At 53.4% G+C, this 16,841-nt stretch carries 18 protein-coding genes and 1 pseudogene; 15 read left to right on the top strand and 4 right to left on the bottom strand.

Annotation, left to right across the window (positions count from 1 at the left end):
* Window positions 1-10: 10 nt before the first annotated feature.
* On the bottom strand, window positions 11-778 hold the full coding sequence (locus PVA01S_RS14460) for a DODA-type extradiol aromatic ring-opening family dioxygenase (RefSeq protein ID WP_054796154.1): 768 nt from the start codon (window positions 776-778) through the stop codon (window positions 11-13).
* A gap of 158 nt (window positions 779-936) precedes the next feature.
* On the opposite strand from PVA01S_RS14460, the gene PVA01S_RS14455 reads away from it, so the two are divergent.
* The gene (locus PVA01S_RS14455; protein WP_054796155.1) at window positions 937-1,245 is read left to right on the top strand and encodes a winged helix-turn-helix transcriptional regulator; all 309 of its coding nucleotides are present in this window, start codon (window positions 937-939) and stop codon (window positions 1,243-1,245) included.
* A 184-nt stretch (window positions 1,246-1,429) separates the two neighbouring features.
* Window positions 1,430-1,720: a hypothetical protein gene (locus PVA01S_RS14450; RefSeq protein ID WP_127608211.1), complete on the top strand. Its 291-nt coding sequence runs from the start codon at window positions 1,430-1,432 to the stop codon at window positions 1,718-1,720.
* Window positions 1,721-1,765: 45 nt separating this feature from the next.
* Here the strand turns inward: PVA01S_RS14450 and PVA01S_RS14445 are convergent, their stop codons facing one another.
* The gene (locus tag PVA01S_RS14445; RefSeq protein WP_127608192.1) at window positions 1,766-2,401 is read right to left on the bottom strand and encodes a hypothetical protein; all 636 of its coding nucleotides are present in this window, start codon (window positions 2,399-2,401) and stop codon (window positions 1,766-1,768) included.
* A 311-nt stretch (window positions 2,402-2,712) separates the two neighbouring features.
* Between PVA01S_RS14445 and PVA01S_RS14440 the strand changes: the two genes are divergently transcribed.
* Window positions 2,713-3,153, top strand: a complete 441-nt coding sequence (locus PVA01S_RS14440) for a GNAT family N-acetyltransferase (RefSeq protein WP_054796157.1) — start codon at window positions 2,713-2,715, stop codon at window positions 3,151-3,153.
* 60 nt (window positions 3,154-3,213) lie between these two features.
* On the opposite strand, the gene PVA01S_RS14435 is transcribed toward PVA01S_RS14440, so the two are convergent.
* The gene (locus PVA01S_RS14435; protein WP_054796158.1) at window positions 3,214-3,597 is read right to left on the bottom strand and encodes an LSm family protein; all 384 of its coding nucleotides are present in this window, start codon (window positions 3,595-3,597) and stop codon (window positions 3,214-3,216) included.
* A gap of 189 nt (window positions 3,598-3,786) precedes the next feature.
* Between PVA01S_RS14435 and PVA01S_RS14430 the strand changes: the two genes are divergently transcribed.
* The 5 genes from PVA01S_RS14430 (at window position 3,787) to PVA01S_RS14410 (ending at window position 10,453) form a co-directional block, all read left to right on the top strand.
* The gene (locus PVA01S_RS14430) at window positions 3,787-4,560 is read left to right on the top strand and encodes a YwmB family TATA-box binding protein (RefSeq protein ID WP_054796159.1); all 774 of its coding nucleotides are present in this window, start codon (window positions 3,787-3,789) and stop codon (window positions 4,558-4,560) included.
* Between the two features lie 89 nt (window positions 4,561-4,649).
* On the top strand, window positions 4,650-6,170 hold the full coding sequence (gene zwf / locus PVA01S_RS14425; protein WP_127608191.1) for a glucose-6-phosphate dehydrogenase: 1,521 nt from the start codon (window positions 4,650-4,652) through the stop codon (window positions 6,168-6,170).
* Between the two features lie 258 nt (window positions 6,171-6,428).
* Window positions 6,429-7,502 carry a metallophosphoesterase family protein gene (locus tag PVA01S_RS14420; RefSeq protein WP_164751840.1) on the top strand — a complete coding sequence of 358 codons (1,074 nt, stop codon included), beginning with the start codon at window positions 6,429-6,431 and terminating at the stop codon, window positions 7,500-7,502.
* A 45-nt stretch (window positions 7,503-7,547) separates the two neighbouring features.
* Window positions 7,548-9,131: a peptide chain release factor 3 gene (locus PVA01S_RS14415; protein ID WP_127608190.1), complete on the top strand. Its 1,584-nt coding sequence runs from the start codon at window positions 7,548-7,550 to the stop codon at window positions 9,129-9,131.
* 254 nt (window positions 9,132-9,385) lie between these two features.
* A complete protein-coding gene (locus tag PVA01S_RS14410) occupies window positions 9,386-10,453 on the top strand; it encodes a LacI family DNA-binding transcriptional regulator (protein ID WP_127608209.1) in 1,068 nt (355 codons plus the stop codon).
* Window positions 10,454-10,525: 72 nt separating this feature from the next.
* On the opposite strand, the gene sspI is transcribed toward PVA01S_RS14410, so the two are convergent.
* Window positions 10,526-10,729: a small acid-soluble spore protein SspI gene (sspI, locus tag PVA01S_RS14405; protein ID WP_054796194.1), complete on the bottom strand. Its 204-nt coding sequence runs from the start codon at window positions 10,727-10,729 to the stop codon at window positions 10,526-10,528.
* A gap of 173 nt (window positions 10,730-10,902) precedes the next feature.
* Between sspI and PVA01S_RS14400 the strand changes: the two genes are divergently transcribed.
* The 7 genes and pseudogenes from PVA01S_RS14400 to PVA01S_RS14370 all read left to right on the top strand — a co-directional run bounded on the left by PVA01S_RS14400 (window position 10,903) and on the right by PVA01S_RS14370 (window position 16,822).
* A complete protein-coding gene (locus tag PVA01S_RS14400; RefSeq protein WP_127608189.1) occupies window positions 10,903-11,562 on the top strand; it encodes a potassium channel family protein in 660 nt (219 codons plus the stop codon).
* Between the two features lie 12 nt (window positions 11,563-11,574).
* On the top strand, window positions 11,575-12,405 hold the full coding sequence (locus tag PVA01S_RS14395) for a TrmH family RNA methyltransferase (RefSeq protein ID WP_127608188.1): 831 nt from the start codon (window positions 11,575-11,577) through the stop codon (window positions 12,403-12,405).
* 234 nt (window positions 12,406-12,639) lie between these two features.
* Window positions 12,640-12,747, top strand: a pseudogene (locus PVA01S_RS14390) (helix-turn-helix domain-containing protein); the annotation flags it as partial.
* A 140-nt stretch (window positions 12,748-12,887) separates the two neighbouring features.
* Window positions 12,888-13,559 (top strand): FadR/GntR family transcriptional regulator, encoded by a 672-nt coding sequence (locus tag PVA01S_RS14385; RefSeq protein WP_244932962.1) that lies wholly within the window; start codon window positions 12,888-12,890, stop codon window positions 13,557-13,559.
* A 138-nt stretch (window positions 13,560-13,697) separates the two neighbouring features.
* Complete coding sequence (locus tag PVA01S_RS14380; RefSeq protein WP_127608187.1) at window positions 13,698-15,023, top strand: ABC transporter substrate-binding protein; 1,326 nt, start codon at window positions 13,698-13,700, stop codon at window positions 15,021-15,023.
* Between the two features lie 88 nt (window positions 15,024-15,111).
* A complete protein-coding gene (locus tag PVA01S_RS14375; RefSeq protein WP_127608186.1) occupies window positions 15,112-15,993 on the top strand; it encodes a carbohydrate ABC transporter permease in 882 nt (293 codons plus the stop codon).
* Window positions 15,980-16,822 (top strand): carbohydrate ABC transporter permease, encoded by an 843-nt coding sequence (locus tag PVA01S_RS14370; RefSeq protein ID WP_127608185.1) that lies wholly within the window; start codon window positions 15,980-15,982, stop codon window positions 16,820-16,822. The genes PVA01S_RS14375 and PVA01S_RS14370 overlap by 14 nt, the downstream gene beginning before the upstream one ends.
* Window positions 16,823-16,841: the final 19 nt, after the last annotated feature.

Here is a 16,841-nt window from a genome sequence, read left to right as displayed (position 1 = left end):
TCCCTTAGGATTAAAATTCAAGGCTCAAATAACTGAGCGTGCCCAAATCGTAGCTGCGGTGAATGACCGACGGCTTTCTTTGCGGATTTCCGCTGCCCCATGCGATGTAGAAGGGCACGAAATGCTCCGCGCGCGGAACAGCGAGGCGGGCGTGAGGGGCTTGCGCGGCATAGTCGAACAGCGCTTCCTGATCGTCTTGCTCCAGGCGTCCGAGCAGCCACTCGTCGAATTCGACAGCCCAAGGCTCGGGTGTCGTTTGGCCCCACTTGATGATGCGAAGGTTATGCACGGTGACACCGCTGCCGATCACGAGGATGTCTTCGTCGCCGAGGCCGCGGAGCGCTTCACCGATCCGGTATTGCTCGCGGGGCGCGGTGTACGGATTGACCGAAACCTGTACGACCGGTATGTCAGCTTCGGGGTACATCCGGTGCAGCAGCGTCCAGGAGCCGTGGTCGAGGCCGCGCGTCGTGTCGGTTTGTACGGCGATGCCGTTCTTCTCCAGCCGCTCCTTCACGTTCGCAGCAACGATGGAGGAGCCTCTGGCTAAATAACGAATCTTGTACAGTTCGTCGGGGAAGCCGTAGAAATCGTAGATGGTGTCGTATACGTCGTCCGACGAGGAAATCGTCGTCACTTCAGTTTCCCAATGCGCGGTGAAAATAACGATAGCTTTCGGACGGATGCGCTGGGCCAGTTGAGCGAGAAATGCGGCGTATTCGGTTTGCTCGATGGCCAGCATCGGTGAACCGTGGGCTAAAAATAACGATGGTACCATTAAGGGGACCTCCTTCAAGTGCGTTCGTTTTAGGTTACTTTATGTAAGTTAGTTTAAGATAATAACTTAAATATGTCAAGTAACTAATTAATGAAGTTTAACTATATAATTTTTAGTTTATTTCGGTTATACTAGTACTAAGAGTGAGGTGAAGCCTTATGAACGAGTCGACGTTATGTCCCCGGATGGAAAAAGCGTCGCAAATCCTCAGTAAACGGTGGGCCGTGCTCATCATTTATCAGCTGCTTTCGGGCCGTCAGCGGTTTTGCACGATTGAAGCGGCATTGCCCATCAGCGGAAGACTGCTGTCCGAAAGGCTAAAGGATTTGGAGCAGGAAGGAATCGTGTTACGGGAAGTATTCCCGGAAACGCCGGTTCGCATCGAATATTCATTAACGGAGAAGGGGCGCGCCCTGGAACCTGTCATTCGCGGTATTGAAGCGTGGTCGATAGATTGGGTAAAATGAGACAAGATGCGGCCGGTAACCATGTTGCATAACAATAGGAAGCCCTGACGGAACAAATGCCGTCGGGGCTTCTGTATTTCTTAAGATTTCTTTAGAAGTGAATGCTTTCCAGCCGCTCATTCGTCATATTACTTAGAGGACGAATGCGTTCTTTGCGGCTTGGAGAGGAGATGACTTGCCGAAAATGAAAGGCTTGGCTGCACAGAAACGACACCAACCGACGAAACGGCTGTCGTTCGGGGAGAAGGCGGAAGTATTGAAGCGTTACGAGGTATACAGTTATCAAATTGCGCATTATTTGCTGCAGCGGGAGGACGCCGCGAGACGGGCAGCCGAGAACACGCTGCTTTCCTTATATCAATCCGACGATTTCTTTATGGAGGCTGAAGCGGATAAAGCCGACCGTGTGAAAAAGGAGACGATCCGGCATGCGCTGCGCGTGCGCCAAGCGGCGGCAGGGGCGACAGGCGCCTGACGGAGCGTCCCGCCTCTGATCGCGAGGCGGGCGCAAGGGCTCTCCTTACCTGGACACATCCAACAGCGTGCCGGTTAGCGGCACGGATAAATACGTCTGCAAGCCGCTGTCCGGGCTGACCGTGTAGCTGCTGAACGCGCGGTATTCGTCCTGCTGCCGGTCAATCAGGCTCGACGCGGCGAGCGATTGCAGACGGTCAGCCGCTGCTGCCAGCCGATCGGCGAAGCCGCCGCTGCCGGTCAGCGTGCCGGCAACGACGTCCGGCTGCCGGACGATGCCGATGCGCTCCAGGTCGCCGAACGGGAGGCGGGACGCCCATTTGCGGACAGCCGGCTTTAACAGGCTGCCGGCATCGCTTAAAGCGCCGGACAGTCGATTGAATCCCTCGACCATATGCTCGGCGGCTTCCGGCAAGCCGTCAGGTTCCGTCGTGGTCGCGGCTTGTTTGGCCGCCTCGACGGCTTGTCCGGCTTTCCCGGCCGCGGTCAACACGTTCGCGAGATCGGCGGACGTCCTTCGCGCGAATTGCTCGAATCGATGTTGGGGCCAAAGCATAACGGGCAAGCCCGGCGGTTTCGGCTTCACCGAGCCGACGGCTTTGGACTGCGACTGTTCGTACGCATACCACTGGGCATGCACCTCATACGGGCGGAATACTCGTGTAATTGGTGGTGTAATCATGTCCGGCCCCCTATCCCTCCAGATGCTTATTTCCATTATAAACCATTGGGGCTTTGCTCGTAAATCATTTCACTTGACACCGGCCGAGTAATTGGAGTAACATAAAAAATCAAATTTCGGTCAAAAGGAGCTCGTTCGGATGAATGCGGTACAAGTGATCGTGATAGCGGGCGTGTTGGTGATTTGTGTTGCGTTCCTGCGATTCGTAGGCAAAAAGTATAAAAAATAAACGGGTTGTCCGCCCTAACCTTTCTTCCGTTCCCTACATACGATGGAGGAAAAGCTTCAGCTAGGGAAAGGCGGTTTGACGGATGATCCGCAAACGAATTCCTCGGCGCGACGACGGCGTGATTTATCAGCTTGTCCAGAAAGAGCTGCTACCTTTCGCCAAACAGACGCTACCGAGCGCTCGAGTCAGTCGATCTCTTCTGCGAAAGCGGCTGAGCCAGGGCGTGACGTACGTGGAAACAACGGCCGGACGCGTTCCGGTCGGATTTATCGCGCTAATAGCAGACCGCGAACGGTTGTCGGTCGATATGCTCGCAGTCGATCCCCGGTATCAGGGAAAGGGGATTGGCAAACGTTTAATGTTATACGTGGAACGGAAGGCGCAGGAATTGGGACTGCCCGAAGTGACCCTGTGGGTCGACGAAGCGAACGGGCGGGCCCGGGGCTTCTATGAACGGTTAGGGTACACGTCGATTTATTACGATCCGCATATGCGTTGTTTCTTGATGAGGAAGTCAATGTAATGAAAAACCAAGTCTGCCGTTCGCTTCGCTTGCGAGCCTCGGAGACTTGGTTTTTTGCAATTAAGCGAGTGTGAATAACAGCCCAACCAGTCCAATGTCGAGAACGACTCGGCGGCCGTGCTGAAGAACGGAAACGGGATACGCCGGGTAAGGGGAGGGGCCGAACGGATGAGCGGATGCCTGCGCGATATGCTCGGCGGCGGTTCCTTTCCCGGCTCTTTTGCCGGAAGCGGGGGCTTTCTTCTTCGGCGAGCGTCGGCTGCTCCTGGTTGGGCCGGAAGCTGGAGCGACCGCCTCTTCTTCGTCGTAACTGAGAATTAGCTCGCCTTTCTTGACGCCGATCAGCGTCCCGAAGATTTCGGTACCGTTCTTCAAAATCACGCAGACCGGCTTGCCGTAATGCGGCCTGCACCCCGCTTCGCCTATCGGATAGATCGGTTTCATGCGTACATTCACCTCCGTCATGGCTTGCTGGAAGCCTACACTTCAGACTATGCGGCTTTTGTACCGCTGTCCTAGACGAATGCCCGGGGGCGACTGCCTATTTTTGCGGGCGCGGGGTATACAATCTATGGATTCCGGCCATGCTGGTCAATAGATTGATAGATTCGGAACAAAAGGACGGGATACGCGATGCGGAAGTTCGGGATGATGGCTCTGCTGGCGTTGGCGGCAATCGGATGTTTGGCGGTACTGCGCACGCAGGCGGCGCTGCCGGCGGCGGGAACGGCGGGCAAGGCAGGGGCCTATGCCGACATCATCAAGCTCTTGACGACCGCGAAGCAAGTCATGGATCCTGCAGCAACCGTCAAGCTGACGATGAAAAAGACAGGCGCTTACCTCCCCGTATCCGGCGAAGCCGATCTGCTCGCCGACGGGCAATTGTGGAGCGAACGGCTTGGCATGACTCCAGCCGCCGCCCTCACAGAGCAGCAAGGGCACGCCGTATACCGCCAGGAGGGTGCAGCGGGCGGCTGCAAGCAGACGCTGCTGCTTACCTCGCTGAATGCCGGCGAGTTTTACGCGATCGTGAAGACGGAATGTGAGACGCTCCCTGCGGCCGGAGCCGCGGAAGCGGTCGCTCTACAGCAGCGATTGGACGCCGCTGTAGAGGGGCTGGAGTGGGATGCCTCATGGAACGTAATGGTGCAGGGCGGCCTTGCCGACCCGAGCGCGCAAGGCGCGGAAGCCGCGCTCCGCACGGTGGAGCGGGAGCTGGCAGCGAAGGCGGAGGAGCGTTACGAGGACAGAGGCACGGTCAGCGTCTCGTACGCGTCGCCGGAGCTGAACGAATTCGTCTGGAGCGGCGATCGGAAGCTTCATCTGCAGGCGGCCCTGCGCTGCGATTCGCAATCGGGCGACTGGCGGCTGACGCTCGGCACACCTGTCATTACGACAGAGTATTGAAACTCGTTCTCATTTTGGTTATGCTAAAGGGAAAAGCAGGATAGGCGTTTTTTCCACCCTATATACTAAGAGAAAGAATGAGGGAAATTATGACGAATGCTGTGTTTTTAATTTTTGGAGCGACTGGGGATTTGGCTCGTCGTAAGCTGTTCCCGGCTTTCTACAGTTTATACCGCGAGCGGAAGCTGGGCGATAAATTCGCCGTCGTCGGCCTCGCGCGCCGTCCGCGTTCCAATGCGGAATTCCGTCAAGACGTGCTGGATTCGATCAAAGAGTTCGCGCGCTACAATGTAACGAAGGACGAGCAGTGGGAGTCCTTCGCCGAGCATTTCGAATACATGTCGCTCGACATCAACAACGTGGAAGGGTTTCGCGAGCTGCGCAGCCTGACCGATAAGCTCGACGCCAAATTCGAAATCGGCGGCAACCGGTTATCGTACCTGGCGCTGTCGCCGGAACTGTTCGGCAGCGTGTCGCATAACCTGAAGGCCGGCGGCCTGCAGGAAACCGGCGGCTGGCACCGGCTGGTCATCGAGAAGCCGTTCGGCTACGACTTGAAATCCGCCGAGAAGCTGAACGCCGAAATCCGCCAAGTGTTCGATGAGAAGGATATTTACCGCATTGACCACTACCTCGGAAAAGAAATGGTGCAGAATATCAACGTGGTTCGGTTCGCGAATGCGTTCTTCGAGCCGCTGTGGAACAATAAATATATTGCCAACATTCAAATTACGCTGAGCGAAACGGTCGGGGTGGAAGAGCGCGGCGGTTACTACGACCGTTCCGGCGCACTGCGCGACATGGGTCAGAATCATATGCTCCAAATGCTTGCGATCATGGCCATGGAGCCCCCGGGACGGATGCACCCGGAAAGTATCCGGGACGAGAAGGTGAAGGTACTTCGCAGCTTGCGGGGATTTGAATCGTCCGATGAGGTGCGCGCCCATACCGTCCGCGGTCAATATGCGGCGGGAACGCTGAAAGGACAGGCGCTCCCCGGTTACCGCGAGGAGGACAAAGTAAATCCGCATTCGAACACCGAAACGTATTTTGCCGCGCGCGTGTTCGTGGATAATTTCCGATGGGCCGGCGTGCCGTTCTACATTCGTACAGGCAAGCGGCTTCCCGTGAAAACGACTGAAGTTGTGGTCGAGTTCAAGAATGTGCCGAATAATGTATATTTGGCCAAGAAGCACAAGCTGGAGCCGAACCTGCTCGTGTTCCGCGTCAACCCGATGGAAGGCATTTATTTCAAAATGAACGCCAAACAACCGGGCTCGGAGGGCACGATCGTGCCGGTGGCGATGGACTTCTGCCAAAGCTGCCAAGTCGGCTTGAATACTCCGGAAGCGTATGAGCGTCTATTGCATGACGCCGCCCGCGGAGACTCCACCTACTTCACTCGTTGGGATGAAGTGGCGCTCGCCTGGAAGTACGTCGACCAGATTGCGCAAGCATGGAGCGAACGGTCCGATGACCTGCAGTCGTACCCGGCCGGCACATGGGGACCGGAACGCGGCCGGAAGCTGGTCGAAGAAGACGGTTTCCGCTGGTGGCCGGTCAACGGTCAAGACGAAGGCGAAGTGGCTTGGGAATTCGTACAGCGTTAAGCAAGCAGCGCCACAACGGAAATGAACTTGTCCGAGGCCGTTGGAGCGCCGGACCCGGACATAGGGGTTCGTACGGAAGCCCTTGGAGCTCTCCAGATACCCGGGGAGACGCCGGCGCGGACATTTTTGCTACAGTATAAACGAAGGACAGGCTGTCAGGCTGCGGGGAAGCTTCGCGCCGGGCAGTCTCTTTTTTTCATTTCGTGAAGTATGTTATGATGGAGAGTAAGTGTTGACGTTAGGTAAGGGGGGTTCTGCGTGTCCAGACGCGCTTTTATCGGGTGGATGCTCGCCATGCTCGCTCTGATTGCGACGGCGCTCGCTGGGCTCGTCAAGCTGCTGCAGAAGGTTGTTGCCACGCAAGAAGCGTCCAGAGCGCCGGGAGCCGCGAAAGGTTCGGTGGACGCCCCTCAAACGGGCAAGCCGGAGCCGCAAGCGGGGGGCGATCCGAATGCGCCGCTGTTTTCGTTGATGGTGCTGAGCGATTTGCATGTTTCGGAAGCCGATCCGCATACGATCCGGAATTTGAAGAAAGCGCTCGAAGACATTCAGGAGCTCGGGGGGCCGGTTGACGCGATCGCGCTTACGGGCGACTTGACCGAGTACGGCAGCGAGAAAGAGTATAAGGGGCTAAGCAAGCTGCTATCGGCGTACAAGCTGCCGCCTCTGTACGCTAACATGGGCAACCACGATTACTATGACGTTTGGATTGATCGATTCGGCCGATTTAATAAAGATACGATGCCGAACGGCAAAACCGATTGGCAGTCGCGCGAGCGGTTTCAAGCGTTCTTCGGCTTGTCTAAGCCGTACCATGACGTGTGGGTGCAGGGACATCACGTCATTCTGCTGTCGCAGGAAACGTATGTGCAGGAGAAACCGGAGGTCGGCGAGGGCGCTTGGTATTCCGAGGAGCAGCTCGCCTGGCTGGAGGAGCGTCTGGCCGCACACAAGGACGGCAAGCCGGTGTTCATTATGACGCATCAGCCGCTTCCGCCAGCAGGCCGCGACGGCAAAACGCATCAGCTGATTCCTGCGAATCGTTTTCGTGAAATATTGAAGCCTTATAAGAACGTATTCGTATTCTGCGGGCACAGTCATCAGGATTTTCAAGGGACTATTGAACATTATGTGAGGGAAAGCTTTCATTATTTTCATAATTCATCGGTCGGCCGCGTCATGAACCGCAAATACGAGACCGTGAATAAAGAGAAGTCGCAAGGCTTGTATGTGCAAGTGTATCGGGATCGCGTCACGCTTCGCGGCCGGGATTTCACCGGGAAGCAATGGCTGAAGGAAGCCGATTGGACGGTTCCGCTGACGAAGGCGTAAGAAACATCTGTAACTTTGCGAAATGAGGAAGGAATTACATTCGACATGAGTACCGATAATCAAGGAAAAATAGCGGAGGAAGTCCGCAAACGCCGGACGTTCGCGATCATCTCTCACCCGGATGCCGGGAAAACGACATTAACCGAGAAGCTGCTCTTATTCGGGGGAGCGATTCGGCTGGCCGGTACGGTCAAGGGGCGCAAAGCGAGCCGCCACGCGACAAGCGACTGGATGGAGATCGAGAAGCAGCGCGGAATCTCCGTCACTTCGTCCGTGATGCAGTTCGATTATGAGGGTCATCGCGTCAACATTCTGGATACGCCGGGTCACCAGGACTTCAGCGAAGACACGTATCGGACGCTGACGGCGGCGGACAGCGCGGTCATGCTGATCGACTCGGCCAAAGGGGTCGAGGCCCAGACGAAGAAGCTGTTCCAGGTGTGCCGGAAGCGGGGCATTCCGATCTTTACGTTCATTAACAAGATGGACCGCGAAGGGCGCAATCCGTTTGAGCTGCTCGAGGAGCTGGAGAACCTGCTCGGCATTCGCTCTTATCCGATGAACTGGCCGATTGGCTCGGGCAAACAATTCAGCGGCGTGTACGACCGGAAGCTGACGCAGGTCGAGCTGTTCCAGGGCGATGATCACCGTGAAATTCAGGTTCAGCCTGTCAGCGGTTACGACGATCCGATCGTGAAGGAGATTGCGGGCGAATTTTTCTACGAGCAGCTCGTGCAGGATTTGGAGCTGCTCGATGTTGCGGGCGACGAGTTCGATATGGAGAAGGTGCGTACCGGCGAACTGACCCCGGTATTCTTCGGGAGCGCAATCAACAACTTCGGGGTGCAGACGTTCCTGGAAAACTTCCTGCAGCTTGCACCGATACCGACATCGCGCAAAAGCAACGTAGGCGAGATCGACCCGCTGAATGAGAAATTTTCGGGCTACATTTTCAAAATTCAAGCGAACATGAACCCGGCGCACCGTGATCGGATCGCCTTCCTCCGCATTTGCTCAGGCAAATTCGAGCGCGGGATGAGCGTCAAGCACGTGCGGGTCGGTAAAGACATCAAGCTGTCGCAGCCGCAGCAATTTCTCGCACAGGACCGCGATATCGTCGAGGATGCGTACCCCGGCGACATTATCGGGCTGTTCGACCCGGGCATCTTCCGCATCGGCGATACGCTGAGCCAAACCCCGGGACTGGAGTTCGACGAGCTGCCGACGTTCTCGCCGGAGCTGTTCTCGAAGGTGACGGTCAAGAACGCCTTGAAGCACAAGCAGTTCCAAAAAGGCGTGGATCAGCTGACGGAGGAAGGCACGATTCAAGTGTTCAAAACAATCGGCTTCGAGGATCTGATCCTCGGCGTCGTCGGGCAGCTCCAGTTCGAGGTGTTCGAGTACCGGATGAAAGGCGAGTACGGGGTTGACGTACAGCTCTCCCGCATGACGTATCAGTTCGCTCGCTGGCTCGTCGGCGACGATATCGATCCGGGCAAATTCCGGATCAATTCGCAGCTCGTGAAGGACAAGAAGGACAACTATGTAGCGCTGTTCGAGAACGAGTATGCGCTTCGTACGGCGATGGAGAAAAATCCGAATTTGAAGTTTTTGGAGACGGCCCCGTAAGGGACGGCGTATCTGCCAAAACCTTTCGTCCCCCGCTGCTTTAAGAGCGGTTGGCGAAAGGTTTTTTTTGGTTTATCCGGGGGGCTGGGCAGGACCGACTCAGACGGCCGTAACGTACTGTCAAGCATATTGATAGTGTAGCAGGGCAAGCGGTGAAGAGGGACCTGAGCGGACGATTGAGGTTGACAGTGCGGGCCGCGCGAGAGATAATGAGCGCAACTGGCGTAGCGCGATAAAGAACGGGGGTGGTCTACATCGTAACCCGCAAAGAAGTCGCCATACTGGCGGGGGTCTCGGAAGCAACGGTTTCCCGGGTATTCAACGGGGTCGGACCGATGAGGGAGAAGACGAAGCAGCGCGTACTGGAAGCGGCCGAGACGCTCAATTATCATCCGAACGCGATTGCCCAAAACTTCGCCAGAAGGCGCAGCGGGAACATCGGCGTCGTGCTTCCGTATGTGCCCAAAGTGCATATATTTTCGACTTATTATTTTGCCGAGGTGCTTAGCGGCATCGGGGAGCAGGCGAGGAACTCCGGCTACGACATGCTGTTAATGTTCCGTACTCCCGGCGAGGAGAACGATTACAGCCGGTTGTTCCGATCGCACAAGGTGGATGCTTGTATTCTGCTAGGCGCCACGGATACGGCGCAGGAACGGGCGGAGCTTGCCAAGCTGCACGAGAACGGATTTCCTTATTGCGTGGTGAATCAGCATTTTCCGGGAGCCGAATTTAATCTGGTGGATGCCGATCATGTGGAGGGGAGCTATCAGGCGGTTCGACATTTGATTGCAGGGAACTGCCGGCATATCGCCTTCTTGAACGGCTCCGTTCAGTATTCGAACAGCGGGGACCGGTGGTTGGGGTATCTTCGAGCGATGAAGGAAGCAGGCCTGCTGGAAGCGCATGTGAACATCCCTGCCGAGATGCCGGCCGGCTTGTATTACGAAGGCAATTACAGCCGGACAAGCGGGTACAAAGCCGCCTCGGCTATGGCGCCGCATATTGAGCGGATCGATGCGGTATTCGCTTCCAACGACCGGATGGCGATCGGGTTGATACAAGGGCTGCGGGAGCATGGGTTTCAGCCCGGACGGGATTATGCGATTATCGGGTACGACGATTCGGATGCAGCCCGCGTGACCGATCCTCCGCTCTCCAGTGTGGCCGTTCCTTTCTTCGAAATGGGACGGATCGCGGCCGAACAAGTGATCGGCCGCCTGAACGCGGACGATAACGTGCGGATGAAACCAATCGGGGTGAAGCTCGATACCCGGCTTGTCGTCCGCCGTTCGTGCCGGCTTGAGGGAACGCGGTTCTAAACGCATAAAGCCCGGCTTTGCCGCAACGGCGAAAGTCGGGCTGCTTCCATTCCCGGCAAGAGCTATAACCGGCTAGGCCAAGTGCTCTTTTAACGTTGAGATGAGTTGGGTTTGCACTTCGGTTTCGCTGTTCTTCCAAATGATTTCAAACAGTACTCCGAGGCCTGGGAGCACGCGTTCTTCCCCGTCGATCGAATCCTCGATCACCCCCATCAGCTCCTCGTTCGATTTATCGTGCATCCGTTGTACGATGGCTTGTCTCAAGTTCAAATTCATGCCCGCCCTCCGCTTTTCGTTCGATTTCACTTTCATTAATATGCTCCGAATCGTTCGGATTCATGCCTTTTTCAGCAGGACGTTGAACGATTGGACTTCGGTTTGCATTTATATTTATAATGAAAGTAAGGCTCAGGTTTAGATTCAGAATCGCACGGTGGAGGCGGAAACGCATGAAAAAACAATTTGCTGTTATCGGCATGGGACGCTTCGGTTCCAGCGTAGCTGTGACGTTATCCAACCTTGGTTTTGAAGTATTGGCCATTGACAGCAGCGAACAGCGTATACAAGAGGTCGCTAACCTCGTGACTCACGTGGTGCAGGCCGATTCGACGGACGAGGAAGCACTCCGTTCCTTGGGCTTGCGCAATTTCGACGTTGTCGTGGTGGCGATCGGCCAAGACATTCAGGCGAGCATTCTGACAACCATTATTGTGAAGGAAATCGGGGTCCCGCGCTTAATTGTGAAGGCCCAAACCGAGCTTCAAGGCAAGGTACTGCGCAAGGTCGGGGCGGACAAGGTGATTTATCCCGAACGGGACATGGGACAACGCGTGGCCCATCATCTGATTTCATCCAATATTATCGATCATATCGAAATTTCCGAAGATTACAGCATTGTTGAAATTGCGGCCTCGGGAAGGATGATCGGGCGCAGCTTGCGGCAGCTGGATATTCGGGCCAAATATGGCTGCAACGTCATGGCGATCAAAACCGGAGAGAAAATGAATATTGCGCCGCATGCCGAAGATTTAATTCAAGCGAATGACATACTCGTCATTGTCGGCAAAAATACCGACCTGCAGCATTTTGAAAAGACGTTCGCGGAATAGAGGTTGCTCGAATTGACATCATATTATGAACAAAACGCTGCCGCGGCAGACACGATCCGTTCGGCGCAAAACCCGCGCGTGAAACAGTGGGCGGAACTGTTAAGCCGCAAAGGGCGGGATAAAATCGGCCGCTTCGTGATCGAAGGGCTCCATTTGGTGGAGGAGGCTTTGAGCTCCGAGTCGATGCCGGAGACGCTAGTGTATACGGCGGAAAGGTTCGACGTCGTTTCGCCGCTCCTGCGGAAGGCGAAAGCGGCGGGAATCGAGTGCGTCCCCGTGACGGAACAGGTGCTGGCGAAGTGTACCGATACTCAGACGCCGCAGCCTGTATTCGCCGTCGTTCCCAAGCTGCCATGGCGGCCGGTGGACTTGATGAAGGCCAGCTTGCCGGACGGGCTCGTTGTCGTCATCGACGGCATTCAAGATCCCGGCAACTTGGGGACGATCATTCGCAGCGCGGACGCTGTCGGCGCAACGGGCGTATTGCTTGGCAAAGGCACGGTCGATTTGTACAATCCGAAAACCGTGCGCTCCACGATGGGATCGCTCTTCCATCTTCCGATTGCGCAGGGCGATCTCGGGGAATGGCTGCCGCAAGCCGCGGCCGCCGGCATTCAAGTGGCGAGTACGAGCCTGGCGGGCGCTGTTCCGCTCTATGACTGCGACTTCCGGCCGCCGACCTGGTTCGTGATCGGCAACGAAGGCCAGGGCGTGTCGCCCGAAGTCGACCGGCTGGCGTCGCAGCGCGTGCTTATTCCGATGGCCGGAAGGGCCGAGTCGTTGAACGCTGCGATGGCGGCGACGGTTGTGCTGTTTGAGGCGATGCGGCAGCGGCTGGGGTAAGTGAACGATTATTCTGTTGTTGTGAGTTGTAATTCAGTTTGGCACTGATTGGAACGTTGTTTGTCACGGGTTTGGAACGTAGATTTGTCATAAGTAAGATAGCCCGATGAGTCAAAAAACCTTGATTTGTCGGGCTATTTTTTGTCATCATTAGTGAAAATACGATTAAGGTACGGTGCTGTATGATTGGGGATAAAATTTGTGTTCTAAGAAAAACTAAACAGACTAAATCAAGTTGAATTTGCTGCTTCGCTTGGTATATCACAAGGCAATTTAAGTGAGATCGAAAAGGGGAAAAGTAAACCTTCAGCGGAAACGCTAATGGCGTTAAGAAGAACTTAAAATCAGGACGGTTTTAATAGGTCTGAAGTACCAAACATGAAAATACATATTGTGCGAATTCGAATTTTTTGTTAGACTTGTATCACAAGTTACAAGATCGGTGGTGGATAATAATTATAAAGGCCATTGAAAAGCAAAATGTGGTAGATGAGGTTTATGATCAGATCAAAAGTAACATTATCACCGCAAAATGGAAGCCTGGCGACAAGATACCGTCTGAAAACGAACTGTGCCAAATGTTTAATGTCAGCCGCGTTAGTGTCAGAAGCGCTATTCAAAAGCTAAGGGCTGTCGGTATCATTACCACGCACCATGGAAAGGGCTCCTTTGTGTCTCCTTCCATAAATGAAAGCATTCTCAATAGCTTCATCCCTGTCATGAACTTAAGCGAACAAGAATTTTTGGACATGATGGAATTTCGTGAGACGATTGAGTTCAAGTGTATTGATTTGGCCGTTGAGAGGGCGGAGGAGAAGGATATTCAGCAAATCGGTCAAGCCTTGCAGAAAATGATTGCGAACAAAGATGACTTTGTAAAATATTCCCAGAGCGATCTGGAATTTCACTTCGCAATTGTAAGGGCTTCCAAAAACGAGTTGTTCCTCAAACTTATGAATGCAGTTAAGGATGCGTACTATTACTATCTCGAAGAGTTAAATCGCGTCTTTGGGGTTAACGAAGAAAGCCTGCAGGGGCATATTGCCCAGTATGAAGCAATCCGTAATAAAGACGCAGGAAAAGCGAAAGAGCTGATCGCTATCGGGATGGAAGAGAACCGCCGAAAAATCGCGCAATTAAAAAATCATTTTTGATTTTTTTCTTTATACTTGTATGACATGATATGTGTTATGACTTTACCTGAATTTGGTTTTAAGCGGTCCGCTGCCTGTTCCTACATAAAGGCAACCCCGTTTTGAACAAATAAATGACAACAAGTTGGAGGGTAAACTATGAAATTGAAAAGCATTACTACAGCAACTCTCACCTTGGCCTTAACCGCAAGCATGATCGGTTGTTCGTCAAAAGCGGAGAATTCCGATTCGGGAGCGGCGGGAACAGGATCTAAGCAAACTACTTTGACCATTATGTCCGCTGTCCAAACGGAAAAACCCGGGGGAGACATTGAGAAGCAAATAGCGGAAGCTTATATGAAAGAGCACCCGAATGTAAAAATTGAATTCATGGGTGTATCGATGAACGACATGTACAAAAAGATATCTGTACTTGCCGCTGCCAATCAAATGCCGGACGTCTTTACAAACACGCCGGAATTTATGTACAACGTTTATCAAATGAATGCCACGGAGGATTTGAGCAAGCTCCTCGGGGTGGATTATCTGAAGGAATTTTATCCGAATGTCATTGAGGAATCCAGCATAGACGGCAAGCTGCAGTTCATTCCTTGGACCTCGACGCCTCAAGCATTGATTTATCGGGGGGACTTGTTCGAGAAGGAAGGGCTGAAGGCTCCGGAAACTTGGGACGATTTTCTCGCTGCGGCTCAAAAGCTTACAAAGGATACTAACGGCGACGGCAAACCGGATCAATGGGGCTTCGCTATGATCGGTACCCGCAATACATCTGGAGGAACCCGCTTCCTGCCTGTGCTTCGCTCTTTCGGCGCGGAAGAAGTCCGCAAAGATGCGAACGGCAAATGGGTAACTGATTTGGACACTGCGAAAGCTAAGGATGCCCTGCAATTTTATACCGATCTGAACAATAAATACGGTGTGGTTCCTCCGGGCGTAACGGAAACCGGCTTCCCGGAAGCGGCCAGCATGCTCGCCTCCGGTAAAGCGGCCATGCTGATCAGCGGACCGAATGCTCTCGGCACCATCATCTCGCAAAATCCGGATATGAAAGGAAAACTGTACAGCGCTCCTATACCGATGAAAGAAAAGCACTCTGCAACATTCGGGCTGCTGGGATATTCCATTTCGGCAACAAGCAAAAACAAGGAAGTGGCTGCAGATTACCTGAAGTATCTCCTTAACAATGAAAATGCACTGAAATTCACTGAAGCAACCGGCCCGCTGCCGACTAAAGCCCAATTGGCATCAAGCCCGTCGCTGAGCGCTCCGGATAAGGCCGGATTCGTAAAAGCGCTGCAGTACGCTTATCATGCACCGACCATTTCTACGTATTCGCAATTCTATGATATCGTAGCCGAATCTTATCAAGTCCTCTTGGCTTCGAATTCGAAAGTAACGGCTGACGAAGCCATGAAAAAAGCGGCTGCGCGTGCAAATGAATTGATTGCAAAAGAAGGCAAGTAAGCATACAAATTACACCGATGGCTTTCTGAAGAAGGGAGTTCCTTCTTCAGAAAGCTGGCGGCATCATGAAAAGAAAGGAGGGGGGACAGTGAAGAACGCAATCGTCAAAAAAGAGTGGTGGGCCGCATATGGTTTCATTTTGCCGGCTGCCATTACGCTCTTGTTGTTGGTTACGTATCCTCTACTGTATGGCGCATACATTAGCTTTTTTAATACCAATTTGGTCAACAAATGGGACTTTGTTGCACTGAACAATTATGTAAGCATTTTTTCAAACATTCAGTTTGTCGGAAATATTGTAGTCACGTTGAAATATACGTTGTTTACCGTTATCGGTCACTTCGCGATCGGACTTGTGCTTGGGCTCATACTGAATATGAAGTTGCCGGGCATAACAATTTTTCGGACAATTCTAATCCTCCCTTGGCTGCTCCCGGAAGTAGTAGTCGGATTGTTGTGGAAGTGGTTGTTCAACCCGATGTACGGCCTCTTCAACGATATCCTGATGCGTCTTCATGTGATTGATAGTCCGGTTTCCTGGTTGGGTGACGCATCTTACGCTTTTATCGCGATCGTCATCGTTTGCGTATGGAAGGGTTACCCGATGGTTATGATGATGGTCCTCGCCGGGCTTCAGTCGATATCGCAGGACACGTATGAAGCGGCCAAGATCGATGGCTGTAATCGGGTTCAGTCGTTCCGTTACGTCACGCTGCCCGGTCTGCTTCCGGTGCTCGTGGTCACACTGATCCTTGATACCGTCTGGTGGTTCAAACACTTCACCATGATTTGGCTGCTGACGGAGGGAGGCCCGGGGGACGCCACAAACGTTGTCAGCATCGATATTTTCAAGCAAGCCTTCCAGTTCTTCGATTTTGGCAAAGCTGCGGCAATGGCAGTGATCGTGTTCTTTGTGTGCTTCTTAATCGGATTTTTATACAGGAGGCTGTTCGGCAATGACAACGACTAATGGAAACGGACGCTTGTTCAACCTGCTCATGTATCTAATATTGGCAATTGCTTCCTTATGCGTATTGGTTCCGACGTTGTGGATGCTGTCGACAGCACTCAAGCCGATGGATGAAGTTATGGTTACTCCGCCCAGATGGATCCCGGAACACATCACTTTTGAAGCTTTCTCTCGAATTTGGAAGGATTATCCGTTCGGTACTTATTTCTACAATAGTATTATCGTTGTGCTGGTTTCTACCGGAATCTCCCTAGTATTCTCCGCACTGGCAGGATACGGGGCATCTCGCTTTCAATTCCGCGGGAAGGGGGCGTTCCTGACCTTTTTGCTCGTTACGCAAATGTTTCCGTCTATCATGCTGCTGATTCCGTTCTACAAGGTTTTGAAAACGCTTGGTCTGGTAGACACCCATTGGGGTTTGATTTTGGTGTACATCTCATTTTCAGTCCCGTTCTGCACATGGTTAATGCTTGGCTTTTTTCAAGGGATACCTAAGGAGCTGGATGAGGCGGCGACAATCGACGGATGCGGCCGGGTCCGCACGTTTGTGCAGATTATTCTTCCCTTGTCGTTACCCGGCTTGGCGGCTACGGCGATTTACTCATTCATCGTAGGTTGGAACGAATACATGTTTGCGTTTATTTTGACGACCTCAGAGAAGATGAAAACTTTGCCGATCGGCATCGGTCAATTGAACGGGTTTTATAAGATTGTGTGGAACGATTTGATGGCGGCTTCCATTGTATCAAGCTTGCCCCTAATCATCCTGTTTATTTTCCTGCAAAAGTATTTTATCAGCAGTCTGACGGCAGGAGCCGTAAAACAATAGAGTATGTTCGGATAGGAGC

This window comes from Paenibacillus validus NBRC 15382, from assembly GCF_004000985.1.
GTDB lineage: Bacteria > Bacillota > Bacilli > Paenibacillales > NBRC-103111 > Paenibacillus_G > Paenibacillus_G validus.
The sequence above is the reverse complement of the archived record's forward strand: the minus strand, read 5'-3'. Positions and strand labels throughout refer to the sequence as shown.